A 26,580-nucleotide genomic window follows, 5' to 3' on the forward strand; every position below is an offset into this window, starting at 1 on the left:
GGCGAAGTCAGCGTCGGTACAAGAAGCGAAGCTTTGGTTCCTCAACGAGGATTGAACAGGATCAAAGCGCTCATCAGGAGGCGCCGGAGAGACCATACGAGCCCGCGCCAGGCGCCATCGGGCAATCCGGCACCTGGGGAGCCACCTTCCAGGTAGCCGTCAACGCCAGTGCCTTATTGCGCCTGGGCAGTGACCCGCCACACCGCATCGCCCACGTCATCGGCGATGAGCAGAGCGCCCTGCCGGTCCTGCGCCAGTCCGACTGGTGCGCCGTACAGCTTCTTCTCGTCGTCGGAGTGAAAGCCGCTGACGACCACCCTGGGCTGGCCCACCGGCTTGCCCTGCTCGAAACCGACGAAGACGACTGCATACCCGCTGAGCGGCGAACGGTCCCAGCTGCCATGTTCACTGACGAACGCGCCGCCGTGGTACGTCGCCGGCAGCGCATTGTCAGGCGAGAAAAGCAGGCCCAACGCGGCGACGTGCGAGCCCAGCGCGTAATCCGGCTTGAGCGCCCTGGCGACCAGGTCCGGGCGCTGTGGCACCACGCGGTGATCCACGTTCTGGCCGTAGTAGCTGTAAGGCCAGCCATAAAATCCGCCTTCCTGTACGGAAGTCATGTAGTCCGGCACCAGGTCCGCGCCGATTTCATCCCGTTCGTTGACGATGGTCCACAGCTTGCCGCTCTGCGGTTCCCACTGCAACCCGGTCGGATTGCGAAGTCCGGCAGCGTAGATGCGGCTGCCGCCCGTGGCCACGTCCACCTCCAGCACGTCGGCGCGCCGGTATTCGATATCCATTCCGTTCTCGGTGATATTGCTGTTGGAGCCGACACCGACATAAAGCTTCTTGCCGTCCGGGCTGGCCAGCAGCGCCTTGGTCCAGTGGTGATTCACCGTGCTCGGCAGGTCCGCAAACTCCACTCCCGGCGCGGCTATCCTGGTGTCCCCGACATGGTAGGGAAACTTGACGATGGCACCGGTGTTGGCAACGTAGAGCGCGTCTCCTATCATCTGCACGCCGAAAGGCGAATGAAGATGCTCAACCAGCACATGCTTGTCCCACTCACCGCCGGCCTTGGGGCGCAACAGCGTGATCCGGTTTCCGCCCTTGCCGCCCTTGCCGGAGCTCCCCTTCACCTTGTTGGCGATCAGCTGCTTCGGCGTCGTGACAGGCTCCTCTCCCGGACCATTGGACTCGACCACCAGCACGTCGCCATTGGACAGTGCAAGCAACTGGCGTGGATGCATCAGGCCGCTGGCGACTTTCTCGATTTTTAGTCCCGAGGCAACTTTGGGAGTCTGGCCCGGCTGCCAGCCGGTCCCGGTGGGAACCTGCATGGGCGGCATCAGGAAGTCTTTCGGCTCCGGCAAGGCTGGGTTGCTTCCCGACTGTTGCACGGGCTCCATGGTGGCTTTGCCGCTGCAGCCAAGCAATGACATGCTCAAGGCCAGCGTCGTGATGGTGCAATGGGACATCTTATTCATGGACGATTTTTCCTTCCGAGGCAAGCTGCGCTGCCACGCCGATGCGGCCGATGGCGAGCAGAATGACCGTGATGGCCGAGAGCCAGGCGCCGGCAGGCATCGAAGCATAGGCGTCACGACTATGGACGAACGCATTGAGGATAGCCGCGACAATCGCAACCAGGTTCAGCCAGAAGTCGACCTTGTCGGCGCGCGCGACGTTGTGGCGTGAGGTGATCCATACCTGCACCAGGTTCACGAGGCGGGGAATGACCGCGAACAGCAGTCCGATGGCAATGAGCCAGGCGGCGCCCTTGTCCCACAGCATCACGGCGGTGCGCAAATAGATGAGATCGAATATCAGTGCGGCCACAAAGAAGCCGAACGGAATGGGATTGAGGACGCCGTACATTGCGTTGGCAATGACGGAGCGATGGTTTGAAGCCTGAATGTTCATGAGTACGCTCGCGATCAGTGTGGGGAATGGCGTTGCAGCAGGCTCACGGCCTGCCTCGCCGTTTCGGCGCCCCGCATTTGCGCCTGTGAGGCTTGATGCATCACAGCCTAGTCTTCGAAAGTCGCCTCGATGCTCATTAAGTGGAGCGAGTTATCTTTGAATCAATCATGCGATGGAGGTACGCCTTTTCAGGCCATGCCTCTTTTCATGCCCTGCCTGAAGGCTTTCCGGGCACGATCGAAAGATGAGTCGCCCTTCCCCCGCGGGCCGTCGACTATTCCATGGCCTCATGAAATCTTCCATGCCGACGAATCGCTGCGGGTGCGAGGGTTCAGGATCAATGGTGCCAGGACGACCCTCAAACGGGCTTGTCACGCGTTCAGGGCTTGTCCGAATCGAGATGCGATTACATCACGTGGTGATATATTAAAAAAATCAAATCAACCTGATCCGCATCTCGCCCGACCGTGCCAAGCTCAAGAAAACTGGCCAAGTCCGACTTCGAGGCCTTGTCGGAATTCCGTTATCAACTTCGCCGCTTCCTGCGCTTTAGCGAACTGGCCGTTGGAAAGGAAGGACTGACGCCGCAGCAATATCTGCTCCTGCTTCATCTCAAGGGACTGCCTGGACGCGAGAGCGCTACCGTGGGCGAACTTGCAGAGCGGCTGCAGATATTGCCCCATGGCGCCCTGGCCCTGGTGAACCGCTGCGAGGAAGCTGGCCTGATCACGCGATCGGAAGATGCCAGCGACCGCCGTCAGGTACGGATCGGCATGACAGCCTTGGGCGAGACGAAATTGCGCAGTCTCGCCGCCCTGCACCGGGCGGAACTGGAATCGCTGGATGGCCTTTTCCGGGTCGTCGATATTTTCGGCTTTGGTGACGACTTTAATGACAAGGGAAAAGCCTGATGCCGAACCATCCGCAGTCTCTGGCACGTGACTGCAAGGGGCTGCCCGGCAGGCGCCTGCGCCCGATCTCATCTTGACATGGAGGAGCACATGGAAAAACGCATCGATAGCAATCTGCAGATCGAAGGAGAACCGGATCAGTGGGTGCACTCCGCCTGCCTGCTCTGTTCCAACGGCTGCGGCATGGACATTGCGGTGAAGGATGGACGCATTGCCGGCGTGCGCGGCAACCCGGACCACCCGGTGAATTTCGGCCACCTGGGACCCAAGGGCAAGCATGCGTGGGTAGCCAACAATGATCGCCAACGCGGCACGCTGCCGATGATACGCAGGCACAAGGGCGCCGCCATGGAACAGGTCGACTGGCCCGAGGCGATGGACTTTTTCATTGCGCGCTTTCGGGCTGCCTGGGACCAGGGCCATGAGAACCTGGCGTGCTACAACTCCGGGCAATTGACGCTGGAAGAATTTTATACGCTGGCCAAGCTATGGCGCGGCGGCTTGCAGTCGTCGAATATCGATGGCAATACCCGGCTTTGCACGGCCACTTCCGCCACCGGGCTCATGGCCAATTTCGGCGCGGACGGCCCGGTAGCCTCCTACGTCGACATCGATCAGGCCGACCTGCTGTGCCTGTATGGCCACAACGTGGCGGAATCTCAGACAGTGTTATGGGAACGCATGCTTGCAGCGAAGAAGAACAACGGTGGCCGCATCATCGTCGTCGATCCGCGCAAGAGCCCGACGGTGCGCCAGGGCGCGGATCTTCATATCCAGCTGCGGGCAGGAACGAATGTGGCGCTGATGAATGGGCTGATCCATCTGCTGATCCGCCGCGAAGCGGTCCGCGAGGATTTCGTTAACGCGCATACCAGCGGCTTCCCGATGCTCAAGACTGTCTGCGATGAATATCCGCCGGAACGCGTAGCCGAGATCTGCGGCATTGAACAATCCATTCTGGAAACCGCGGCCGACTGGATAGGCGGCACCGAGAAGATGGTATCGACCGTGCTGCAGGGTTTCTACCAGAGCGTCGAGGCCACCGCCGCCTCATCCCTTGTCAACACCGTGCATCTCCTGACAGGCGCCATTGGCAAGCCAGGGGCCGGCCCCCTGCTCATGGCCGGCCAGCCCTCGGCCATGTCAAACCGCGAGGCCGGCGCTGACGGTTCCTACCCTGCTTACCGCAACCCGCACAACGAAAAGCACATGCGGGAACTGTGCGCGCTATGGAATATCCCGTTCGACGATTTCCACCCCGAAGTCCCCAACGACATACTCACCATGATGGAAAGTGCCGAGCGGGGCGAGATCGAATTCATGTGGGTGATAGGCACCAACCCCTTGGTCAGCCTGCCGGACCAGAACCGCAGCAGGAAGATCCTGGACAAGCTGTTCCTGGTCGTGCAGGACCCGTTCGTCGACACGGAATCGGTTGCGCTGGCCGACATTTACTTCCCGACCGCGATGTGGGGAGAAAAGACCGGTTGCGTGACCAACGCCGAGCGCAGCGTGAATCTGATGCTCAAGGCAGTCGAGCCGCCGGGCCAGGCGCGCAGCGACTTCGATATCTTCATCGACGTGTCGCGGCGCCTGGGTTTTCTGGACCAGGACAAGAAACCTCTGATCGGTTTCCAGGAACCCAGGGACGCATTTGAAGAATGGCGGCGGGTTTCGGCCGGACGCCCCTGTGATTATTCGGCAATGACCTATGAGCTCATTCTGGAAATGGGAGCCGTGCGCTGGCCCTGCAACGCCAGGCATCCGCGTGGCACGGAGCGCCTGTACGAGGATCTGCATTTCTGGACTGGCATCGATGACTGCGAAAGCTATGGCGCCGACTTCTTAACCGGCAACAAGCATACGCGGGACAACTACAAGCACATCGATCCCAAGGGAAAGGCATTTCTGAAACCTGCGCATTACCGACGCCAGCCCAACCCGGTGACCGAAGCATTTCCGTTCCTGCTCAATACCGGCAGGCTGGTGTATCACTTCCACACGCGCACCAAGACGGGCCGGTCGGACGTCCTGAACCGGCGTGCGCCCCACGCCTATGTCGAGATTCATCCCGAAGACGCTGCGCGTCATGGGATTGCACTCGGGGACACGGTGGAAATCACGTCGCCGCAAGGGACATGGCAGGGCCTGGCAATGGTCGTTGACTCGGTGCGGCAAGGCGAAGTATTCATCCCGTTTCACTACGGGCAAGGCCTGGAAGCGGCAAACCAGCACACCTGGTATGCACGCGATCCGGTCAGCAAGCAACCGCAGTTCAAGTCATCGCCCGTCGCATTGCGCAAGCTGAGTTTTGGCGCGCCGGAACAATGGCTCGTGGATCGATTGAAGGAACTGGATGGCAGCATGACCGTCCCTTTCGCGATGCGGACCTGACAGGGAATTGCCGTTCCGGGCCGCCCGCTGCCTCGTTTCGCCGGCATGGCGCAGGGATGATTCCACTAGCCGCGCGACGTCAGCCGGCAGCTTCAGGTTCGCGAAACCCTGGGCGCTGTGCAGCATCCAATCCGCAGGAGGAGTGATGCGATGATGTCTGGATTCATTTTTTCAACCGGAATAGAAAACAGCATTCCGACCATCGACGGCGGCCGTCTGAGAATGGATGAGCTCGACAAGTGCGGCCACTACCAGCATTGGGAAACCGATTTCAGGCTGGTCAGGGAACTCGGCATTGGGTTCTTGCGCTACGGCCCGCCGCTTCACCGTACTTTCCTCGGTCCTGACCGGTACGACTGGGAATTCGCCGATCTTGCGTTCGCGCGCTTGCGGAAACTCGGCATCGTGCCCATCGTCGACCTGTGCCATTTCGGCGTACCCGACTGGATAGGCAACTTTCAGAACCCGGATTTCCCGGCCCACTTTTCGCAATACGCAGCCGCCTTCGCCCAGCGCTACCCCTGGGTGCAGCTCTATACCCCGGTCAACGAGATGTATATCTGCGCCCTGTTTTCGGGGCTGTACGGCTGGTGGAACGAGCAACTGACCACGGACCGCGGTTTCGTCACGGCCCTGAAGCATGTGGTCAAGGCCAACCTGCTTGCGATGCGGGCGATTCTGGCAACGCGGCCGGATGCCATCTTTATCCAGAGCGAATCCTCCGAGTATTTCCACGCCGAGAACCCGAAGGCCATCGGTCCGGCCGAACTGATGAATGATCGCCGCTTCCTGTCGCTGGACCTGAACTATGGCCGCCGGGTCGATTCGGAGATGTATGAGTACCTGATGGACAACGGCATGACGCGCGAGGAGTACCACTTCTTTCTCGACAATCATCTGAAGCATCATTGCATCATGGGCAACGACTACTACATCACCAATGAGCACCGGGTCGATGCCAGCGGCGTTTGCTGCGCATCGGGTGAAATCTTTGGCTACTCGGTCATTACCAACATGTATTACCAGCGGTACCGCTTGCCAGTCATGCATACCGAGACCAACACCTACCAGGGCCCGAAAGGCAATGAGGCGGTGAACTGGCTGTGGAAGGAATGGGCCAATGTGCTGCGGGTCAGGAACGATGGCGTGCCCATCGTTGGCTTCACCTGGTATTCGCTGACGGACCAGGTCGACTGGGACAGTGCGCTGCGTGAAAACAATGGCAACGTCAATGCCCTTGGCTTGTATGACCTCGACCGCAACATGCGGCCGGTTGGCAGCGCCTACCAGAAGCTGATTGCGAACTGGCGGGAAGTGCTGCCGACCCAAAGCATATGCCTGCAGGTGCCCATCGTCATGCCCGAGCAAGCGCAGGACACTGCGCCAGCGGCGGAGCTGCACGGGCCAGCCGCAACCGCTGCGACTGCAGCGCCAGCCAACACGCAATAGATGAATAGATGCCGAGGAGCAGAAGATGCGATTTTCGGAAAAGGTGGTCATCGTCACGGGCGGCGCCAGCGGCATCGGCCTGGCCACGGCAGAGCGGTTCGCATCGGAGCGGGCAAACGTGGTGATTGCGGACAGGGACGGCCAGCGAGCGGCAACCGCCGCGCAGCAATTGCGCAGGACGGGCACAGCCGGCGTTCTGGCAAGCACCTGCGACGTTTCGGTGGAAGCGCAGGTCAAGGCGACGATCGATGCCGCCATCGGCCACTTCGGCCGGCTCGATGTGGTCGTCAACAATGCCGGGCTGATGACCTTCCATCCCTTGGGCAGGTTGACGCAGGAAGACTGGCGACGGGTATTGGATGTGGATCTTCTGGGCGCGTTCTATTTCATCAAGCACGGCTTTGCCGTAATGAAGCCGGGAAGCGCAGTCGTCAATGTCGCCAGCATCCATGCAATCCAGACCAGTCCGCTGGATGCGCCCTATGCCGCTGCGAAGGCAGCGCTGCTGTCGCTGACACGCAGCGCCGCCATTGAAGGTGCGAACAAGCAGATCCGGGTCAATGCAGTACTGCCAGGCGCGATCGACACGCCCATGCTTTGGGATAATCCCAACGTCCAGTCAGGCGCGGAAAACATCAACCCCAAGGATGTCGGGAAGCCCGAGCATGTGGCGGCAGCGGTCGCCTTCCTCGCATCGGACGATGCCGCCTTCATTCAAGGCACGACGCTGATCGTGGATGGCGGCCGCCTGGCCCGTCTTTGAGCGTACGGGAACAGGCGGATGGTTCATCGCCGGCGCTGGCCTGCTACGGCTGTTCCATCAGGAACATTTCCTGCAAATCGTTCAGGAAGCGCTGTCCCAGCACGGTGGGCTGGATCAGCCTGTGATCGCGGTACAGAAGGCCCTTGGCCTCCGCCGCATTGAGCCGCTCCTCGATGGCATTGAGCGACAGGCCGGTGCGCTCGTTGAAAAGACGCGGATCGAAGCCGCCCGTGAGCCGCAAGGCATTGAGCATGAACTCGAATCCCAGGTCGGCCCTGCCCACTTCGTTTTCCTCATGCACGGCATTGCCGGCCATCGCATGCTCCATATAAGTCCTGGGCATCTTGAACCGGGCCTGGCGCACGATGCGGTGTGGGAAGGAAATCTTGGAATGGGCGCCGGCGCCGACGCCGAGATAGTCGCCGAATTCCCAGTAATTGCGGTTATGCCGCGCCTGGCGGCCGGGCTGGGCATAGGCCGACACTTCGTAATGCTCGAAGCCGGCCGCGGCGGTGCGCTCGGCGATCATGTCCTGCATCTCGGCGCTGGCATCATCGTCAGGCAGGGCTGGCGGGTATTTGGCGAACTCGGTGTTTGGCTCCATCGTCAGGTGATACAGCGACAGATGCGGCGGCGCGAACGACAGCGCGGTCGCCAGGTCGGCGCCCGCCTCGGCCAGCGTCTGCGAAGGCAGCGCATACATCAAATCGAGGTTGAAGTTGTCGAAGCTGGCCTGCGCGATCTCGATTGCGCGCCGCGCCTGCTCGCCGTCGTGGATGCGTCCGAGCGCCTGCAGGTGGCGCGGATTGAAGCTCTGGATGCCGATCGACAGCCGGTTGATGCCCGACGCCCGGTAGGACCTGAACTTCTCGGCCTCGAAGGTGCCGGGATTGGCTTCCATCGTGATCTCGGCCGCGCCATCGAGCGGCAGCAAGGCGCGGATGTCCGACATCAGCCGGTCCAGGCCGCGCGCCGACATCAGGCTGGGCGTGCCGCCGCCGATGAAGATGGTGTAGATCTTGCGCCCCCAGATCAGCGGCAGCGCGGTTTCCAGGTCGGCCCGCACCGCGTCCAGGTAAGCCTCTTCGGGAAAATCGCCGCTGGCCTGGTGCGAGTTGAAGTCGCAGTAGGGACACTTGCGCACGCACCACGGGAAATGCACATACAGCGACAGCGGCGGCAGGGCCGTGAGGTTGAGCGCGCCCGGCGACAGATAGGCGCCGGCGGCGCGGGCGGCGGCGGGCCGGGCGCCGGCCGGAACGATGGGTATCACTTCAGCTTCTCCACCAGCGCGCGCAGCGCCTGGCCGCGATGGGACAGCCGGTTCTTGTCGGCGGCCGGCAGCTCGGCCGCGGTCAGGCCCAGCTCAGGCAGCAGGAAGTAGGGATCGTAGCCGAAGCCGCCTTCGCCGCGCGGCGCATCCAGCATCATGCCATTCCAGCGCCCGTCGGCAATCACCGGCTGCGGGTCGTCGGCATGGCGCACGTAGACCAGCACGCAGTAGTAATAGGCCGACTTGTCGGCATGCGGCGCCAGGTCGGCAATCAGCTTGTCATTGTTGCGCTGGTCCGACTTCGGTTCGCCCGCATAGCGCGCCGACAGCACGCCGGGCGCGCCGCCCAGCGCATTGACGCATACGCCCGAATCGTCCGCCAGCGCCGGCAGGCCGGTCAGGCGCGAGGCATGGCGCGCCTTTTCCAGCGCGTTCTCGACGAAGGTCAGGTGCGGCTCCTCGGCCTCGGGCACGTTGTGCATCCCCTGCGGCTCGACCGAGAGGCCCAGCGGCGCCAGCAGGGTGGCGAACTCGCGCAGTTTGCCGGCATTGTTTGAAGCAAGAATCAGTGTCTGTGTCATGGAAAAAGCGAATTCGTCTTGAATGAAGCCGGCGTCCGGATGCGGCGGCGATCAGGAGGATCGTGATTCAGGCAATCAGGCCCAGCGCGCGCTGCTGCTGGCGCACCAGTTCGGCGATGCCTCCTTCGGCCAGGTCCAGCAGGCTGTTCATCGCGCGGCGGTCGAAGGCCTCGCCCTCGGCCGTGCCCTGCACCTCGATGAACTGGCCGGCCTCGTTCATGACCACGTTCATGTCGGTGTCGCAGCCGGAGTCTTCCACGTAGTCCAGGTCCAGCAGCGGCAGGCCGCGGTAGATGCCGACCGACACCGCCGCCACGAAATGCCGCACCGGCACCGCGGCGATGGCGCCGCTGTCGACCAGCTTGGAAAATGCGTCGTAGGCCGCGACCATGGCGCCGGTGATGGAAGCGGTGCGGGTGCCGCCATCGGCCTGCAGCACGTCGCAGTCGAGCTGCAGGGTGCGCTCGCCAAAGGCGCGCAGGTCGAAGGCGGCGCGCAGCGAGCGGCCGATCAGGCGCTGGATTTCCTGGGTGCGTCCGGACTGCTTGCCCTTGGCCGCCTCGCGGTCCATGCGGCTGTGGGTCGAGCGCGGCAGCATGCCGTACTCGGCCGTCAGCCAGCCCTGCCCCTGGCCTTTCAGGAAAGGCGGCACCTTCTCTTGCAGGCTGGCGGTGCACAGCACCCGGGTGTCGCCGCATTCGATCAGCACCGAACCTTCGGCATGCCTGGTGTAGTGGCGGGTGATGCGCAATTGGCGCAACTGGTCGGCGGCGCGTCCGCCGGCGCGTTCTGGCTGCTGCATGGTCATCCTTTTATTTGGAGGTCAGCCGCGACGACTTGTCGATCGCGTCGCGGATTTCGGCAATGGCCTTTTCGATTTCCTGCTCGTCGAACTGGTCGGCTTCTTCCAGATCGGCATGGCGCGGCGCATGGATGGTGGTGGTCACCGCGCCCAGCGGCACCAGGCTGGTGGTGATCAGGCCGCTGCCCTGGCTGGCAAAGCCGCTATCTTCCCACATCATCGCCAGCGCCGTGACATTGTCGCTGTGCCGCCCGGCTAGCGAGGCCGCCGCGTGCACCATGTCCGGCACCGCCCGCACCACGGTGCTGCCGGCCAGCGCCGATGCCAGCGCCTGCTCGGGCAACACCGACCACAGGCCGTCGGAGCACATCATGATCACGTCGCCCGGCTGCAGGTTGGCCGGCTTGCCCATGTCCACCAGCGGGATATGGGGCGCGCCGAGGCAGTTGAACAGCTTGTTGCGGTCGGGATGGGTGTCGCGCTCGGCCGGGTCCAGCTTGCCCTGCGCAATCAGCGCTTCCACCCGCGAATGGTCGCGCGTGCGCGAGACGATCTGGCCGCGCCGCATCCAGTACAGCCGCGAATCGCCGCAGTGCGCCCACAGCGCCGTGCCATGCTGCACCAGGCAGGCCACCAGCGTGGTGCGCGGCGTTTCCGGCAGGTTGTTGACGGCGCGGTAGCGATGGATTTCGCGGTGCGCGGCAAACATGCCGTCCTCCAGGAACTGCTCCGGCTTCTTCACATGCGGCGTGGCCATTTCCTGGAACAGCGCCGACATCGTCTGCATGGCAATGTTGGCGGCCGCCTCGCCCTGGATGTGGCCGCCCATGCCGTCGGCCAGCAGCATCAGCAGCGCATCGCGGGTATAGCAATAGCCCATGCGGTCCTGGTTGAGCTTGCGCCCGCCGATCAGGCTTTCCTGGTAGATGGAGAATCGCATCGCGGCTTACCTCGTGTTTTCCTGGATGGTGTCGGCGTCGGGCTGGCGACGCGGCGAGAACAGCGCGCGCCACTGGCGCTTCACGCGTGTCAGCAGGTCGGGCGCCGGCGGCGCTTCCAAAGGTTCCTCGCGCAGCGCCTTCTGCAGCGCGAACACGCTTTGCGGACGCTGCAGCGGATCGGTCATCAGGCACCAGCGTATGACCTGGATCAGCTCGGCCGAATAGACGCCGTGCAGCTTCTGGAAATGATGCTCCATGCGGTCGTTCTTCAGCCGCTGGTCGGCGGCCTGCGGCGGCGCGCCCACCATGCAGGCGAACATCGAGGCGCCGATGCTGTAGATGTCGGACCACGGCCCGAGGTCGCCGCCGCGGGTATAGAGCTCGGGCGGCGCGAAGCCGGGCGTGTACATCGGATACAGCTTGGGCAGGTCGGCGCGCAGGGTCTGCCGGGCCGCGCCGAAATCGAGCAGGATGGGCGTGCCATCCAGCCGCAGGTAGATATTGGCCGGCTTCAGGTCCAGGTGCAGCAGCTTGTTGGCATGCACCTCGCGCAGCCCCTGCATCACCTGGCTGAACATGCGGCGGATGAAGCGCTCCGACACCAGCGGCTTTTCCCCGCGCTCGCGGCGGCGCAGGATATGCTCCTGCAGCGAGCGTCCGGACTCGTAGGCCATCACCATGTACACCGTGTCGTGGGCGCGGAAGAAATTCTGCACCGACACCACGTTCGGATGGCCGATCCGGGCCAGCGCCCTGCCCTCCTCGAAGAAACATTTAAGGCCGATGCGAAACACCGGCAGGTTTTCCGGCGCGATCTGCGGCGCGAGTTCGCCCGACTTCCGCAGCGCCAGCGAACTCGGCAGGTATTCCTTGATCGCCACCGGATTGCCTTCCTCGTCATGCGCCAGATAGACGATGCTGAAGCCGCCGGCCGCGATCTTCTTGACAATGCGGTAGCCGGAAACCAGCAATCCTTCCGGCAATGGGGCATTGTTTTGCGCGGCCATGTCTTTCCTGAGTCCTTGATGTCGTATACTGCCGCCGCGAGGCGTCTGGCGATCCGCGGCCCTCCCTGCCCTGACTGACCAACTGACTGGCAGGCCGGCGCCGCCGGCAAGCATGGATTGTGTTTAACAATCCCCGATTTGTAAAGAATTCAAGGACTTCATCTTGGCTATCAGCAGCATGACAGGCTACGCGGTCACCACCCGCGAAACGGCGCACGGCACCATTACACTCGAATTGCGCAGCGTCAATTCCCGTTTTCTCGACTTGCAGTTCCGCATCAATGACGACCTGCGCTCGTTCGAACCGATGTTGCGCGAAGCCATCATGTCGCGCATCGTGCGCGGCAAGGTCGAATGCCGGCTGAGCTTCGGCCGCAAGGCTGCCGGACCCGGCAATGCGGTCAATACCGCGCTGCTGGAGCAGCTGGCCGCACTGCAGGCGCAAGTGCAGGCGCGTTTTGCCGATGCCGCGCCGCTGTCGGTGAATGAACTGCTGCGCTGGCCCGGCATGGTCGAGGAAGCCGCCGCCTCGCAGGAAACCCTTCAGGCCGAGATCGGCGCGGCCGTTGCAGAGACGCTGGACGCCTTCGTCGAGTCGCGCCAGCGCGAAGGCGCGGCGCTGGAGACGATGCTGCTGGCGCGGGTGGCCGACATGGAACAGATCGTGGCCCGCATCACGCCGATCGTGCCGCAGGTGATCGCCCAGTTCCAGCAGAAGGCCACCGACCGCATGCGCGAAACCCTGGGCCTGGCCTGGCAGTCGGCCGACGCCGGCGCCCAGCCGCAGATGTCGCAGCAGGAGGCCGCCGAGCGCATTCGCCAGGAAGTCACGCTGTATGGCATCCGCATCGATATCGCCGAGGAACTGACCCGTCTGGGCGCGCATCTCGGAGAAACCCGCCATATCCTGAAAAAAGGCGGCCAGGTCGGCAAACGGCTGGACTTCATGATGCAGGAGCTCAACCGCGAAGCCAACACGGTAGGCTCCAAGGCGCCGGCCAAGGAATTGTCCGACGCGGCCATGGCCCTGAAACTCCTGATCGAACAGATGCGGGAGCAGGTGCAAAACCTCGAATAGCTGGTTGCGTGCGGTAGCAACACAACAATGGCGGCTTCCGGTTCGGCCGGATAATGCGCGGGCGCAAATTCTGCGCAGGGCGTTAAGCGAGCATTCTGGCGATGCGTATAATTTCCCGCTAAACATACTCCGATAGCCAGCCTGAAGGCCCACGCCAAATATTTCCTGATGCCAAATGCAATGCTCATCATGCGGGAAGCCACCCGCGCCATTCATGATGATTTCGAGACAGGCCTGAAAGTCGGCCGGCCGGATGCCGGCCGTGATGAATACCTGAGCTTCATCAGCGCCATGTATGGCTGGCTGAGCCCGTTCGAGACGCGCCTGTGGCAGGCTGAATGGCCGCCGGCGCTGGCGCCGCAGGCGCGCGGCCGGAAAAGCGCCTGGCTGGAATGCGACCTGCGCGCCGCCGGCCTCGACGATGCCGCCATTGCCGCGCTGCCCCTGGCGCCCGACACCCTGCTGCTGGACACGCCGGCCCGGCGTTTCGGCGTGGCCTATGTGATGGAAGGCGCCCAGCTCGGTTCGCAACTGCTGGCAAGGACCCTGAAGCCGAAGCTGGCGCCATGGCCGGCGCGCTGGCTGTCGGGCTACGGCGAAAACGCCTCCGCCTACTGGCTGAGCTTTCGCAAGGAGGCCGAACTGGCGCTGGACGACCCACAGGCGCAGGCCGAGGCCGGCGCTGCCGCGGCAGCCGCATTCCGCAGCCTGGCCGACTGGTTTCAGGCAAGAGGCGCTGCATGAGCAACGGCATGCCCGCAGTGGACCTGAGCAACTGCGATCGCGAGCCCATCCATATCCCCGGCTCGATACAGCCGCACGGCGCGCTGCTGGCATTCATGCCCGATGGCGGCCTGGCGGTGCGCAGCGCCAATGCGGGCGCGATGCTGGGGGAACTGCCGGCGCCGGGCGAGCGGCTCGACGAGCGCCACCTTAGCCCCTTGCTGCGCGCCGAGATCGGCAGCGCGCTGCAGGCCTTCGACAGCGTGCTCGGCTCGCTGTCGGCCGAACTGCACGAGCGCTGTTTCGACGTGATCATGCACCAGGCCGATGGCTTGCTGGTCATCGAGTTCGAGGAACGCGAAGCCGCCAGCGACAAGCTGGAAACCTTTGCGCTGCGCGCCCAGAAATCGATTGCGCGCATCCAGCGACAGCGCAGCATCGAGCAATTGCTGGCGGTGGCGGTGGAGGAGATCGCCCGGCTGTCGGGCTTCGACCGGGTAATGGCCTACCGCTTTCTGCACGACGACAGCGGCGAAGTGGTGGCCGAGCACCGGCGCGCCGATCTGTCGCCCTATCTTGGACAACGCTATCCGGCCAGCGACATACCGCGCCAGGCGCGCCGCCTGTATGTGCTCAATCCGATCCGCCTGATCGCGGACGTCGGCTACCAGCCGGTGCCGCTGGTGCCGGAGATCGCATCCCATACCCGGGCGCCGCTCGACCTGTCCGAGAGCATGCTGCGCAGCGTCTCGCCGGTGCATATCGAGTACCTGATGAACATGGGCGTGGCAGCCTCGATGAGCATTTCCATCGTGGTCAAGGGCCGGCTCTGGGGCCTGTTTGCCTGCCATCACACCACGCCGTATCTGGTGCCGCATGCGGTGCGCATGTCGTGCCAGGTGCTGTCGCAGATCGTCAGCATGCTGGTCGACCGCAACCTTACCGCACAGCACGCGGCGGCATTGCAGCGATCGCTCGCGCTGCGCGACGTGATCCTGCAGCAGTTCGAAGGCAACGACGACATCGTGCTGGCGCTGGCCGAGAATCCGGCGCCGTTCCGGCAATTGCTGAGCTGCGACGGCGTGGCCGCCTCGGCCGAAGGCGCGCTGCATATCAGCGGCGCAGGACCGGAGCGGGAAGCGCTGGGCGCGCTGATCGAGTGGCTGATCGACACCGATCAGCCCGACGTCTTCCATACCGCCAGCCTGCCCCGGGATGTGCCGCATCTGGCTTCACGCTTCGGCGCCGTCTGCGGCGTGCTGGCGCTGCGTTTCGACCGCGAGCAGAAAGGCTATGCCTTCTGGTTTCGCAATGAACAGGTAATGGACGTGCGCTGGGCCGGCCCGCCGCACAAGGAAACGGCCCATGGCCCGCTGGGGCCGCGCCTGACGCCGCGCGGCTCCTTCGAGGAATGGAAGGAAACCGTGCGCGGCCAGAGCCTGCCGTGGGGCCGCAGCGATATCGACATTGCCTTCGCGCTGCGCGGCGGCCTGCAGGAAGGCTCGATGGCCAAGGCCAGCGCCCTGCGCCGTGCGCGCGAGATGCTGATGGCGACGCTGGGACACGACCTGCGCGACCCGCTGCAGGCGATCATGATCGCTGCCCAGATGCTGGACTTGAACAGCGGCGGCGGCGGCGTGCATAACCGGCTGTCGCAGCGCATCACGTCATCGAGCGGCCGCATGCAGCGCCTGATCGACCAGATGGTCGACATCAGCAGCCTGCAGGGCGGACTGGGCTTGCCGGTCAGCATGCGCGATGTCGAACTCGGCCCGCTGCTGGCGGAAGTCACGGAGGAAATCCGGCTGGCGCAGCCCGGCGTCGAGCTCCATACACGGCTCGATGGCCTGGGCACGGCGCGGGCCGATCCGGACCGCATCAGCCAGGTGGTCTCCAACCTGGTCAGCAACAGCTGCAAGCACGGCGTGCCCGGCACGCCAGTGCTGCTGGAAGGCCGCCGGCTGGATGACGCGGTCGTGATCACGGTCAGCAACCGTGGCGCGCCGATCGCGCCGGAACTGGCGGAAACCCTGTTCCTGCCCTACAAGCCCGGCTCGCTCAACAACAGCCGCAACCGCGGCGGCCAGGGGCTGGGCCTGTACATCGTGCATGAAATCGTGAAGGCGCATGGCGGCGAGATCGGCGTGCGCTGCGCCGGCGGCATGGTGGTGTTCGAAGTATGCCTGCCGCAGAGCGGAGCGCAGGCAGGTCAGGCCGCCGCGCGGTAAAGGCGGCCGATCAAACCAGGAGGCCTGTTTCGAGCGCATAGCGGGTCAGCTCGACATTGCTGCGGGTTCCGGTCTTGGCCAGGATCCGGGAGCGATAGGTCGTGACAGTGCTTGGGCTCAGATGCAGCATGTCGGCGATGCGCACCAGGCTCTCGCCGGCGGCCAGCAGCTTCAGCACTTCCAGCTCGCGCTGCGACAGGGTTTCATGGGAAGCGACATTGCCACGGCTGATCATGCTGGCCAGCTTCTCGGTGAGCGCCGTGCTGACATGGTGGCCGCCGGCGGCTGCCTTGCGCACCGCATCGGCAATGGTGGCGGCCGGCGTGTTCTTGGTGAGGTAGCCGGCCGCGCCCATCTTCAGCGCCCGCACTGCGTACACCTGCTCGGCATACATGCTCAGCATCAGCACCGCCAGCCGCGGGCGTGCCGAACGGATTGCCTTCAGAAGTTCCAGGCCGCTCTTGTCGGGCAGCGCAATGTCGAGCAGCGCCACATCCAGCCGCTCGCTCTGCACCAGCTGCATGGCCGCCTCGGCCGTCTCGGCCTCGCCCACCACCTCGATATCGTCCGCCGTGCTGAGCATCAGCCGCACGCCATTGCGCGCGATGATGTGGTCATCGACGATCAGCACACGAATCTTGTCAGCACGCAAAGTCTTGCTCCTCGTTGGCGGGACAACCGGCTCCGTCCTTGTTTGACTGCAGATCCGCATCATACCGCTGACGGCCGCTTTCCAGCAGGACGCCGTCCGCACCGCCTGCAGTGGCGGCCGGCCGGCTGCTACAATACCGCCGCAATACCCGGCTTACACATCAAGGTTCTCCATGCCCCTTCTCTCGGCCCCCTCCGGCAGCCTGTTCATGGTCGTTGCGCCTTCCGGCGCCGGCAAGTCCACCCTGGTCAACGCGCTGCTGGCGCAGGACAGCGCGATCCGCCTGTCCGTCTCCTACACCACCCGGCCGCCGCGTCCCGGCGAGCAGAACGGCCGCGAATACCATTTCGTCACGGTCGACGACTTCCTTGCCCGGCGCGAGGCCGGCGAGTTCCTGGAGTCGGCCGAAGTGCATGGCAATTACTACGGCACCTCCCGCATCTGGATACATGAACAGATGCGCGCCGGCACCGACGTGCTGCTGGAGATCGACTGGCAGGGCGCGCAGCAGGTACGCAAGCAGTTTCCGCATGCGGTCGGCATGTTCATCCTTCCGCCGTCGATTGCCGCGCTGGAGGAAAGGCTGCACAAGCGTGGCCAGGACGATCCGCAGGTCATCACCCGCCGCCTGCTGGCGGCAGGCGGGGAGATCGCCCATGCGCCCGACTTCGAGTATGTTATTATCAACCACGAATTTTCCGTGGCCTTATCCGAACTGACTTCCATCGTTAAAGCAACCCGCTGCAGGTTCCCGCAGCAAGCGGCCCGCAACGCCTCCCTGTTTGCCCAACTGGGCATTCATGCCAACTTAAGTTAATCACTGTCATCCTGGAGCATACATGGCACGCATTACCATCGAGGACTGCCTCGTCAAGATCCCAAACCGTTTTCAACTGACCCTGGCCGCCACCTACCGCGCCCGCCAGCTGGTTCAGGGCCACACCGCCATGGTGGATGCCAAGGACAAGCCGACCGTTCTGGCACTTCGTGAAATCGCCGCCGGCAAGGTGGGCATTGAAATGCTGAAGAAAGTCCCGAGCTAATCCTCCTCTTCCTGCGCGCCTCGTCGCTGATTAGCATTCATGAACCTGACCTCAACAGATTCGACCGTATCAGCCGCAACCGCGCAGCGGGGTGATACCCCCCGCACGCCCAACCAGCGGCCGACCCGGCAGGACTCGTCGGCCGCGCCCGCCCCCGCGCCGGGGGTGGCCTCCGTCTCCCGCCTCTCCGAGCAGCTTGCCGAATACCTGACGCCTTCCGAACTGAAGAAGGTCAAGGAAGCCTATCGCTTCTCGGATGAAAAGCATCTGGGCCAGATGCGCAAGTCGGGCGAACCGTATATTTCCCATCCGATCGCCGTCGCCGAAATCTGCGCCGAGTGGAAGCTCGACGCCCAGGCCATCATGGCCGCGCTGCTGCACGACGTGATGGAAGACCAGGATGTGCGGAAGGACGAGCTGATCGAGCGCTTCGGCGCGCCGGTGGCGTCTCTGGTGGACGGCCTGTCCAAGCTCGACAAGATCGAATTCCAGACCCAGATCGAAATGCAGGCGGAAAACTTCCGCAAGATGCTGCTGGCCATGGCCCGCGACGTGCGGGTGATCCTGGTCAAGCTGGCCGACCGCCTGCACAACATGCGCACCCTCGGCCACATGGACGCCCACAAGCGCCGCCGCATCGCGCGCGAGACCATGGACGTCTACGTGCCGATCGCGCACCGGCTGGGCCTGAACAACCTGTACCGCGAACTGCAGGACCTGTCCTTCTCGCATCTGTACCCGGTGCGCTACCGCACGCTGGGCAAGGCGGTGAAGGCGGCCCGCGGCAACCGCCGCGAAGTGGTCAGCAAGATCATGGATGCGGTCAAGAACACGCTGGCCGCCACCGGCATCCAGGCCGAGGTGTATGGCCGCGAGAAAACCCTGTTCGGCATCTACCGCAAGATGCGCAACAAGCACCTGTCGTTCTCGCAGGTGCTGGACGTCTATGGCTTTCGCATCGTGGTCGACAGCTTTGCCAACTGCTACGTCGCGCTGGGCACGCTGCATGCGCTGTACAAGCCGATGCCGGGCAAGTTCAAGGACTACATTGCGATCCCCAAGCTCAACGGCTACCAGTCGCTGCACACCACGCTGATCGGCCCCTACGGCACGCCGGTCGAGTTCCAGATCCGCACCGCCGACATGCATCGGGTGGCGGAATCCGGCGTGGCCGCGCACTGGCTGTACAAGAACGACGAAGGCGCGCTGACCGACCTGCAGCAGCGCACCCATGCCTGGCTGCAGTCGCTGCTGGACATCCAGAAGCAGACCGGCGACTCGGCCGAGTTCCTGGAGCATGTGAAGGTCGACCTGTTTCCGGATTCGGTGTATGTGTTCACGCCGAAATCGAAAATCATTTCACTGCCGCGCGGCGCCACCGCGCTCGACTTCGCCTACACCATCCATACCGACATCGGCGACCATGCGGTGGAAGGCATCATCAATCACGAGCATGTGCCGCTGCGCACCGAGTTGCGCAACGGCGACATCGTCGAGATCGTTTCCTCGTCGGACGCGCGGCCGAGCCCGACCTGGCTGGGTTTCGTTCGCACCGGCAAGGCGCGCTCCGCGATCCGGCATCATCTGCGCACCATCAACCGCTCCGAATCGGTGGCGCTGGGCCGCGATCTGCTGGCCCAGGCGCTGGAAGCGCTGAGCCTCTCCCCCGACCTGCCGGCGCCGCTGGCGGAGCGCCTGCTCAAGGAGTCGAGCGCCAAGTCCCTCGAAGACCTCCATGCCGACATCGGCGTGGGCAAGCGCATGGCCACGCTGGTGGCGCGCCATATCTTCGGGCTGGCGGAAAACGTCACCGGCTCGGCGCCGGCGGTGGACGACCAGGGCGAACTGATCCCGACCAAGCTCGACCCGGTGGTCATTACCGGCAGCGAAGGCACCGCGGTGCATCTCGGCCAGTGCTGCCTGCCGATTCCGGGCGACAGCATGTATGGCCAGTTCCGGCGCGACCAGGGCCTGACGGTGCATGCCGCCGACTGCGACATCGCCAAGCGCCAGCGCGCCAAGGAACCGGAACGCTGGACCGAAGTGGTCTGGAGCCCGGAGGTCAACCGCCGCTTCGACTGCCGCATCAAGGTGCTGGTGCATAACGAGAAGGGTGCGCTGGCAAGGGTGGCCGCCGAACTAGGCGAGTCCGACGCCAACATCGTCCATGTGAGCATGGACGATGACAAGGACCAGGTGATGCAGCAGCTGCGCTTTACGGTGCAGGTGGAAGACCGCATTCACCTGGCGCGCCTGATGCGCAATGTGCGGGCGATACCGAGCGTGGCGCGCATCCTGCGGGAACGCTCCTAGCGAGCCGGCAGCGCGCCGGGCCCGGACCGTGTTGCTTGCTGCCTCGCAGCGACGTCTTGAAGCAAGCAAAAAAAAGCGCTCTGGCGACCGCGCGCCGCTGCGCAGGCCGGTTTGCAGGCGTGGATGGCATTGTCGGCCGGCTTCCCGGCCGGGTGATGGCGGAATGCCCCTTCGGGGTATTCCGCCCTACCCTGAGACAGACGCGACAACGGGGGCAGCCCCCGGCGCAACCGGGGCTACGCCGACGGCGCCGGGTACGACACCTCCAGCACTTCCAGCTCATCCAGGCCGGCCGGCGTCTGCAGGGTGACGGTGTCGCTGACATGCGCCTTGGTCAGCGCCCGCGCCACGGGCGAGACCCAGCTGATCTTTCCATGCAGCGGATCAAGTTCGTCGATGCCGACGATGGTGACCGTGTGCTCTTCCCCGGCGGCATTGCAATAGGTGACGGTGGCGCCGAAGTACACCTGGTCGCTGCCATGATGCACGGTCGGATCGACGACTTCGGCGGCGTCCATGCGCTTGGTCAGGAAGCGGATGCGGCGGTCGATTTCACGCAGGCGCCGCTTGCCGTAAATGTAGTCGCCATTCTCCGAACGGTCGCCATTGGAGGCGGCCCAGTGCACCACCTTCACCACCTCCGGCCGCTCGACATCGATCAGGTGCAGCAGCTCGTCGCGGATGCGCTGGTAGCCCCCCGGCGTGATGTAGTTCTTCGCGCCAGCCGGGATCTGCGGCAGGGCGCCGGCCAGGTCTTCGTCGTCATCCTCGGATTCCTTCACGAAAGCCTTGTTCATCGCGGTCCCCTATCCGGTGCGCCGGGTGCCGGTATTGACCGGCAGCGTCTGGCCCGATTCCAGCACGAAGCTCGCGCCCGCGTCGGCGCCCAGCGTCTTGACCAGCCAGGGCATGACTTCGCGCAGCATCGGCTCCAGCGTCCATGGCGGATTCAGGATGAACATGCCGCTGCTGGCCAGGCCAAAGCCGTCCGGCACCGGCGCACTGATCGACAGGGTGACGTTGAGCCAGCCGTTGGCCGGGATGCGCTTCAGTTTCTCGGGCATCTGGCGCGATTCCATGCGCTGCAGCGCCGGGTACCAGACAGCGTAGATGCCGGTGGCGAAGCGGCCCACCGCGTCTTCCAGCGTCTGCTTGACGCGCCGGTAGTCGTCCTTGACCTCGTACGGCGGATCGATCAGCACCAGTGCGCGCCGCGATGGCGGCGGCAGCAGCGCCTTCAGGCCGGCAAATCCGTCCGCATGGGAAATCATCACCCGCTTGCCGCGCGCCGCCGCCGGCCTGCCCTGCGCGGCCTCATGGGCTTCGAGCTTGCGGAAGTTTTCGGCCAGCATCTTCACGTCGCGCGGATGCAGTTCGAAAAGCCGCAGCCGGTCCTGTTCCCGCATCACCTTCTCGGCACAGTACGGCGAGCCGGGGTAGAAGCGCAGCTTGCCGCTGGGGTTCATCGCGCGGATCAGGTCGACATACTCGGCCAGTGACTGCGGCAGGTCCTTGCGGTTCCAGAGCCGGGTGATGCCGGTATCGAACTCGGCATTCTTGGTGGACTCGCCGCTGTCGAGCGCATACAGGCCGGCGCCGGCATGGGTGTCGATGTACATGTAGGGCGCATCCTTCTGCCCCAGGTACTTCAGCAATTGGATGGTGACGAAGTGCTTCAGCACGTCGGCATGATTGCCCGCGTGGAAGGCGTGGCGGTAACTAAGCATAGGAAAGCCTGGCGTGAAATGAAGAAGTGGCGGCCATTTTAACAAGTGGCCCCCGGTATCCCTATTTAAGCGTCATTGGCGCCAGCCGGCGCCGCTCCTGGCGCTTCTGCGCCAGGGTCGTACACAGCAGCAGCAGGAAGGACATCGCCAGCAGCAGCAGCGCAAAGCCGTGGGCATGGGCATAGTTGAGCATCTGCGCCTGGTCATAGAGCGCTATCGATGCCACCCGGGTCACGCCAGGAATATTCCCGCCCAGCATCAGCACCACCCCAAATTCGCCTATGGTGTGGGCAAAGGCCAGCAGGCTGCCGGCCATCACGCCAGAGCGCGCCAGCGGCAGCGCGATATGCAGGAAAGCCTGGCGCCGCGTCATGCCCAGGCTGTAGGCGGCCTGCAGCACCTCCGGCCGCTGCATGCGAAACGCCGCCACCACCGGCTGCACCGCGAACGGCAGGCTGTAGACGCAGGAGCCGATCACCAGTCCGGCAAAGGAAAACGGCAGCGGCTGGCCGAACACCTCCTGCCACCAGTGGCCGAAGGCATGGCGCGGCGACAGCAGCACCAGCAGATAAAAGCCGATCACGGTGGGCGGCAGCACCAGCGGCATCGCGATCAGGATTTCAATGCCCAGCGCAAGGCGGCTGCGGGCCGACGCCAGCCAGGCGCCCAGCGGCAGCGCCATCAGCATCAGCAGTGCGGTCGACACCAGCGCCAGCCTGAGCGTCAGCGCCAGCGACATCCACAGCTCGGCCGGAAGCGCCCAGGGCGGCGTCAGCATCACTCCCGGCCCGTCGGCAATGTGAAGCCGCATTCGGCCAGCAGCGCGCGGCCCTTGTCGGAGCGCAGGAAGCGCAGGTAGGCCACCGCCTGCGGATTGGCGCTGCCGTGCCGGGTCAGGATCGCGCCCTGCTCGATCGGCGGGTAGGCATCGGCAGGCAGCAGCCAGCCCGCCCGCCTGCCGGCCAGGTGCGCGCTGCTGACCAGCCCGACCTGCGCATTGCCGCTCTCCACGAACTGCATGGTCTGCGCGATGTTCTCGCCGAACACCAGCTTGTCCCTGATCTGATCCCACAGGCCGGCTCGCTGCAGCGCCGCTTTGGCGGCCTTGCCATAGGGCGCCACCTCCGGATTGGCGATGGCGATGCGGCGGATTGCCGGATCGGTCAGCAAGCGCAGGCCGTTGTCGACCCGGATGCCGGGCGCCGCGGCCCACAGGGCCAGCCGGCCGTGGGCATAGACGAACAGCGAGGCCGGATCGGCCAGGCCGGCATCGGCCAGCGCGCGCGGATAGGCGGTATCGGCGGACAGGAATACGTCATACGGCGCGCCATTGTTGATCTGCGCGTAAAAGCTGCCGGAGGCGCCTATGGTGGCGCTGGCGCCGGTGCCGGAAGCCGCATTGAGCCGGTCGATGCAGGTGGCCAGGTCGGCCGCGGCGGCGACGCGCAACGGCTGCTGCTGCGCCACGGCCGCCGGCGCAAGAAGCGCGGCAAGCAACAGCAGGCCGCAGCGAATAAGGCAAGAGAACATGGAGGGCTTTCGTAATATCCGGAGGAATATAACGAAAACCACGTCACTTGTCTTGCGAATCAGCATGGAAAGGCGTCATCGCTGCAGGCCGGGCGCCAGCAGCGATGACAGATAGGCCATGTCGGCTTCCACGGCCGCGCGCGCGGCTTGCTCCATCGCGGTGTAACGGGCCAGCACCGCGCGGCCATGGTCGGTCAGACGGGCGCCGCCGCCGCGGGCGCCGCCGGTGCTGGTTTCCACCAGCGGCGCGCGGAAACAGCGGTTGACGTCTTCCACCAGCAGCCAGGCGCGCCGGTAGGACATGTTCATCGTGCGGGCCGCGGCCGAGATCGAGCCGCTTTCTTCGATGCCGCGCAGCAGGGCCGCCTTGCCGGGGCCAAGAGCGATCACGCCGTCAAGCAGCAGCCGCAACTGCAGGGAGTGGGAAATGGTCATGCGCCGATTGTAGCAAGCGGCATCGGCCTGACCTTGCCGGATACGGTCCGTTGCAGGATGGCGGCTATGCCGGCGCTTCGTCGACCATGCGGGGTGCGCGCAGCAGCGCCGCCACCTGGCTGGCCGGCAGCGCCGGCGCAATCAGGTAGCCCTGCATTTCGTCGCAGTCGAGTTCCCGCAGCAGCGCCCGCTGCGATGGCGACTCCACGCCTTCGGCCACCACCACCAGCTTCAGCGCATGCGCCATCGTGATCATCGCATTGAAGAAAGCCGCCCCCGCCGGGTCGCCTCCCAGGCGCGAGGTGAAGCGCGGGTGGATCTTCAGCACCTGCACCGGCAATTGCTGCAACTGGGCCAGCGAGGAAGGGCCGACGCCGAAATCATCGATATGCAGGCGCACGCCCATAGCGCCCAGCGCCTCCAGCTGGGCTTTCACGCTGGCACTGTCGGCCAGCGCGGCCACGTCGGTGATCTCGATTTCCAGCCAGCAGGCACTGATCTCATGGGTCTTGATCGCGGCCGCCAGTTGCTGAACAACGTCGCCCTGGTTGAACTGGCGCGCCGACACATTGACGGCCACCGGCGCCAGCGGCAGATCGCGTCGCTGCCATTGGGCGATCTGCTGGGCAGCCTTGTTGATCACCATGTCGCCCAGCGCCTGCAGCAGGCCGGCGCTTTCGATCAGCGGAATGAAGTCGCCCGGTGACAACAGGCCGCGCTCCGGATGATTCCAGCGCAACAGCGCCTCCAGGCCCACCAGTACGCCGTCCCTGGTGCGCACCCGCGGCTGGAAATACAGCGCGAACTCATCATTGGCGATGGCGCTGCCCAGGGCCTGTTCGATATCGATGCGCTGCCGCAATCGGTCATAGAGCTGCGGTTCGAACACATGATGGCCGCCCCTGCCAAGCGCCTTGGCCGCATACATCGCGATGTCGGCATTGTTGAGCATCTTCTCCGCATCAAGGCCGTCGCCGTCGCGCGGGAAGATGCTGATGCCGACCGAAGCGCCGATGCTGTGTTGGGAGCCGGCCAGCGCGAACGGCTCGGACAGCACCGCGCAGATGCGCTCGGCGGCATGGTTGGCGTCCTGCTCCGAGGTGAGGCGCTCCATCATCACCGTGAACTCGTCGCCACCCAGCCGTACCGCCTGATCGCCCGGCCGCAGCACCGACTGCATGCGGCGCGCCACTGCCTTCAGCAGGTCGTCGCCGACCTGGTGGCCGGCGGTATCGTTGACATGCTTGAAGCGGTCGAGGTCGATGAACAGCAGCGCCAGCATGCCGCCCTGACGGCGCGCCCTGCCCAGCGCGCCGGCCAGTTCCTCATTGAGCCACTGCCGATTGGGCAAGCCGGTCAGCGCATCCTCCCTGGCCATGCGGATCAACTGCTGCTCGTGCAGCTTGCTGTCGCTGATGTCACGCAGCGTCACCGCCAGATCCGAGCCGGAGCGCACCAGGCGCCGGTGCGCCCACGCCAGCCGCAGCGAGCCGCCCGGCATGATTTCCGTCTCGTCCTCGTAGAAGCCTGACGCCAGCGCCGCGACATGGGTCGACAGCACGGCGGCCAGCGTCGCCGGCGAATTGAGCGTGGAGAAACGCTGCCCCAGCAACTGTCCGCGCGTCATGCCGTAGAAGGAAGCGCCGCGCTCATTGCAGTCCACCACTTCGAAGTCGGTGACGCGCTCTCCCGAGCGCATCGGGCGCAGCATGTAGAAGCCTTCATTGGCGCCTTCAGTGGCGACCCGGTAAGTGGCGCGCACCGCCTCCATCTGCTGCTTGCGCCAGGCCAGGCGGGCCGCCATGATGCTGGCCACCAGCCCGAAGAACAGCAGCGCGACGCTGCCGCCCAATGCATAGTCGCGATACGCCGCGCGCGTGGCATGGTAGCCCGCCAGCGCTTCATTTTCCGAAATGCCGACCATCGCCATGAAGGGATAACCCTGCAGCTTGCGCCAGCCAACGTAGCGCGCCTGGCCATCGGCGAAGGCAGGCCGGCCTTCCATGCGCATTGCGCCCTCGGTGCTGCTGAAGATGGTGCTGTGATGCAGAACCGGCGAAGCCGAAGTATGGATCGTATCGCCCAGGCGCGCGGTGCGCACCGCACCTTCCAGGTCGACCATGGCCAGAAGGCCGTCGTTGCCCAGGCTGACATCGTCATAGAACTCGGAAAAATAACCGGAGCCGATCGATACCGCGACCACGCCGGCGAAGCTGCCGTCCGGCGCATTGAGCCGGCGCGTGAACGGCAGGATGGAGGTGCCGGTCGCCGGCCAGATCAGCGGCATGCCCACGCGCGCGGCGAGGGAATCATTGTTGCGGTGGTAGACGAAGTATTCGCGCGTGGCGCCCGACGGCCGGGCATTCAGGTTCACCGTGGAAGTGACCGGCATGCCGTCCTTGTCCAGGATGGTGACGGTGATGAGCTGCGGCGCGATCAGCAAGCCCTGCCGGCGGAAGTCCTTCAGGTCGAGCGCGCCGCCGGTGCGGTTCCAGTCGTACTGCACCTGCATCGCGATCTGGTCCATCTGCTCGACGGTGCGGGTGAGGTACTGCGCGTAGGCGCCGGACAGGGAAGCCACGCTCTTCAAGGCATTGTCCTGCGCCAGCTGGCGGTCAGTATGGAGCCTGACCAGCGTCGCACCCCACAACATACTGCCCAGCAGCAGACACAGTGCTGGCCATATCAGCACCGACAGAAGATTGCCTTTCAAGAACTGCAGTTTTTGCATGCCTGGACGCTTGCGATGGATGATCAGGCTCCCGCGGGCAGACGCCATGCGGGCAAAGCCGGCAACGCGCAGGTTC

Annotated in this window: 24 protein-coding genes; 10 read left to right on the plus strand and 14 right to left on the minus strand. The window is 64.5% G+C overall.

Annotation, left to right across the window (positions count from 1 at the left end):
- Positions 1–173 precede the first annotated feature (173 nt).
- Together IGW04_RS20030 and IGW04_RS20035 are read right to left on the minus strand one after the other, a co-directional pair.
- Positions 174–1,487, minus strand: coding sequence for a PQQ-dependent sugar dehydrogenase (locus IGW04_RS20030; RefSeq protein ID WP_228527247.1), 1,314 nt, complete (start codon positions 1,485–1,487; stop codon positions 174–176).
- Positions 1,480–1,923 (minus strand): DUF2231 domain-containing protein, encoded by a 444-nt coding sequence (locus tag IGW04_RS20035; protein WP_194714867.1) that lies wholly within the window; start codon positions 1,921–1,923, stop codon positions 1,480–1,482. The genes IGW04_RS20030 and IGW04_RS20035 overlap by 8 nt, the downstream gene beginning before the upstream one ends.
- Before the next feature lie 467 nt (positions 1,924–2,390).
- Between IGW04_RS20035 and IGW04_RS20040 the strand changes: the two genes are divergently transcribed.
- The 4 genes from IGW04_RS20040 to IGW04_RS20055 all read left to right on the plus strand — a co-directional run bounded on the left by IGW04_RS20040 (position 2,391) and on the right by IGW04_RS20055 (position 7,440).
- Positions 2,391–2,834: a MarR family winged helix-turn-helix transcriptional regulator gene (locus tag IGW04_RS20040; RefSeq protein WP_194714868.1), complete on the plus strand. Its 444-nt coding sequence runs from the start codon at positions 2,391–2,393 to the stop codon at positions 2,832–2,834.
- A 90-nt stretch (positions 2,835–2,924) separates the two neighbouring features.
- Positions 2,925–5,228, plus strand: a complete 2,304-nt coding sequence (locus IGW04_RS20045; protein WP_194714869.1) for a molybdopterin oxidoreductase family protein — start codon at positions 2,925–2,927, stop codon at positions 5,226–5,228.
- A 150-nt stretch (positions 5,229–5,378) separates the two neighbouring features.
- A complete protein-coding gene (locus IGW04_RS20050; protein ID WP_194714870.1) occupies positions 5,379–6,677 on the plus strand; it encodes a family 1 glycosylhydrolase in 1,299 nt (432 codons plus the stop codon).
- Between the two features lie 25 nt (positions 6,678–6,702).
- Positions 6,703–7,440 (plus strand): SDR family NAD(P)-dependent oxidoreductase, encoded by a 738-nt coding sequence (locus IGW04_RS20055; RefSeq protein WP_194714871.1) that lies wholly within the window; start codon positions 6,703–6,705, stop codon positions 7,438–7,440.
- A gap of 43 nt (positions 7,441–7,483) precedes the next feature.
- On the opposite strand, the gene hemW is transcribed toward IGW04_RS20055, so the two are convergent.
- The 5 genes from hemW to IGW04_RS20080 form a co-directional block, all read right to left on the minus strand.
- On the minus strand, positions 7,484–8,713 hold the full coding sequence (gene hemW / locus IGW04_RS20060) for a radical SAM family heme chaperone HemW (protein WP_194714872.1): 1,230 nt from the start codon (positions 8,711–8,713) through the stop codon (positions 7,484–7,486).
- A complete protein-coding gene (gene rdgB / locus IGW04_RS20065) occupies positions 8,710–9,294 on the minus strand; it encodes an RdgB/HAM1 family non-canonical purine NTP pyrophosphatase (RefSeq protein WP_194714873.1) in 585 nt (194 codons plus the stop codon). Before rdgB ends, hemW begins: the two co-directional genes overlap by 4 nt.
- A 67-nt stretch (positions 9,295–9,361) precedes the next feature.
- Complete coding sequence (gene rph / locus IGW04_RS20070) at positions 9,362–10,096, minus strand: ribonuclease PH (protein ID WP_407672153.1); 735 nt, start codon at positions 10,094–10,096, stop codon at positions 9,362–9,364.
- Between the two features lie 10 nt (positions 10,097–10,106).
- On the minus strand, positions 10,107–11,036 hold the full coding sequence (locus tag IGW04_RS20075) for a PP2C family protein-serine/threonine phosphatase (RefSeq protein WP_194714875.1): 930 nt from the start codon (positions 11,034–11,036) through the stop codon (positions 10,107–10,109).
- A 6-nt stretch (positions 11,037–11,042) separates the two neighbouring features.
- On the minus strand, positions 11,043–12,044 hold the full coding sequence (locus IGW04_RS20080; protein WP_194714876.1) for a serine/threonine protein kinase: 1,002 nt from the start codon (positions 12,042–12,044) through the stop codon (positions 11,043–11,045).
- 178 nt (positions 12,045–12,222) lie between these two features.
- Between IGW04_RS20080 and IGW04_RS20085 the strand changes: the two genes are divergently transcribed.
- From IGW04_RS20085 to IGW04_RS20095, 3 genes are all read left to right on the plus strand, one after another.
- A complete protein-coding gene (locus IGW04_RS20085) occupies positions 12,223–13,122 on the plus strand; it encodes a YicC/YloC family endoribonuclease (RefSeq protein ID WP_194714908.1) in 900 nt (299 codons plus the stop codon).
- A 180-nt stretch (positions 13,123–13,302) separates the two neighbouring features.
- The gene (locus IGW04_RS20090) at positions 13,303–13,866 is read left to right on the plus strand and encodes a biliverdin-producing heme oxygenase (RefSeq protein ID WP_194714877.1); all 564 of its coding nucleotides are present in this window, start codon (positions 13,303–13,305) and stop codon (positions 13,864–13,866) included.
- Positions 13,863–16,073 (plus strand): ATP-binding protein, encoded by a 2,211-nt coding sequence (locus tag IGW04_RS20095; protein ID WP_194714878.1) that lies wholly within the window; start codon positions 13,863–13,865, stop codon positions 16,071–16,073. Before IGW04_RS20090 ends, IGW04_RS20095 begins: the two co-directional genes overlap by 4 nt.
- Before the next feature lie 10 nt (positions 16,074–16,083).
- On the opposite strand, the gene IGW04_RS20100 is transcribed toward IGW04_RS20095, so the two are convergent.
- Positions 16,084–16,725, minus strand: coding sequence for a response regulator (locus IGW04_RS20100; protein WP_194714879.1), 642 nt, complete (start codon positions 16,723–16,725; stop codon positions 16,084–16,086).
- Positions 16,726–16,897: 172 nt separating this feature from the next.
- On the opposite strand from IGW04_RS20100, the gene gmk reads away from it, so the two are divergent.
- From gmk to IGW04_RS20115, 3 genes are read left to right on the plus strand one after another with little or no spacing between them, the layout of a single operon-like run.
- Positions 16,898–17,542 carry a guanylate kinase gene (gmk, locus tag IGW04_RS20105; RefSeq protein ID WP_194714880.1) on the plus strand — a complete coding sequence of 215 codons (645 nt, stop codon included), beginning with the start codon at positions 16,898–16,900 and terminating at the stop codon, positions 17,540–17,542.
- 22 nt (positions 17,543–17,564) lie between these two features.
- The gene (gene rpoZ, locus IGW04_RS20110) at positions 17,565–17,768 is read left to right on the plus strand and encodes a DNA-directed RNA polymerase subunit omega (RefSeq protein ID WP_194714881.1); all 204 of its coding nucleotides are present in this window, start codon (positions 17,565–17,567) and stop codon (positions 17,766–17,768) included.
- Positions 17,769–17,807: 39 nt separating this feature from the next.
- Positions 17,808–20,081: a RelA/SpoT family protein gene (locus tag IGW04_RS20115; RefSeq protein WP_194714882.1), complete on the plus strand. Its 2,274-nt coding sequence runs from the start codon at positions 17,808–17,810 to the stop codon at positions 20,079–20,081.
- A 236-nt stretch (positions 20,082–20,317) separates the two neighbouring features.
- Here the strand turns inward: IGW04_RS20115 and greB are convergent, their stop codons facing one another.
- The 6 genes from greB to IGW04_RS20145 all read right to left on the minus strand — a co-directional run bounded on the left by greB (position 20,318) and on the right by IGW04_RS20145 (position 26,504).
- Positions 20,318–20,878, minus strand: coding sequence for a transcription elongation factor GreB (gene greB / locus IGW04_RS20120; RefSeq protein ID WP_194714883.1), 561 nt, complete (start codon positions 20,876–20,878; stop codon positions 20,318–20,320).
- Between the two features lie 9 nt (positions 20,879–20,887).
- Entirely contained in the window at positions 20,888–21,808 is a 921-nt protein-coding gene (locus tag IGW04_RS20125) for a 23S rRNA (adenine(2030)-N(6))-methyltransferase RlmJ (RefSeq protein WP_194714884.1), read from the minus strand.
- A 61-nt stretch (positions 21,809–21,869) separates the two neighbouring features.
- Entirely contained in the window at positions 21,870–22,619 is a 750-nt protein-coding gene (gene modB, locus IGW04_RS20130; RefSeq protein WP_228527248.1) for a molybdate ABC transporter permease subunit, read from the minus strand.
- Positions 22,586–23,338: a molybdate ABC transporter substrate-binding protein gene (modA, locus tag IGW04_RS20135; RefSeq protein WP_228527250.1), complete on the minus strand. Its 753-nt coding sequence runs from the start codon at positions 23,336–23,338 to the stop codon at positions 22,586–22,588. Before modA ends, modB begins: the two co-directional genes overlap by 34 nt.
- 75 nt (positions 23,339–23,413) lie before the next feature.
- The gene (locus IGW04_RS20140) at positions 23,414–23,773 is read right to left on the minus strand and encodes a winged helix-turn-helix domain-containing protein (RefSeq protein ID WP_194714885.1); all 360 of its coding nucleotides are present in this window, start codon (positions 23,771–23,773) and stop codon (positions 23,414–23,416) included.
- Between the two features lie 64 nt (positions 23,774–23,837).
- Positions 23,838–26,504, minus strand: coding sequence for a bifunctional diguanylate cyclase/phosphodiesterase (locus IGW04_RS20145; protein WP_194714886.1), 2,667 nt, complete (start codon positions 26,502–26,504; stop codon positions 23,838–23,840).
- Between the last annotated feature and the right edge of the window lie 76 nt (positions 26,505–26,580).

Origin of the sequence: Noviherbaspirillum soli, from assembly GCF_015352955.1 — a bacterium.
In the GTDB taxonomy this organism is placed as follows: domain Bacteria; phylum Pseudomonadota; class Gammaproteobacteria; order Burkholderiales; family Burkholderiaceae_D; genus Noviherbaspirillum_A; species Noviherbaspirillum_A soli.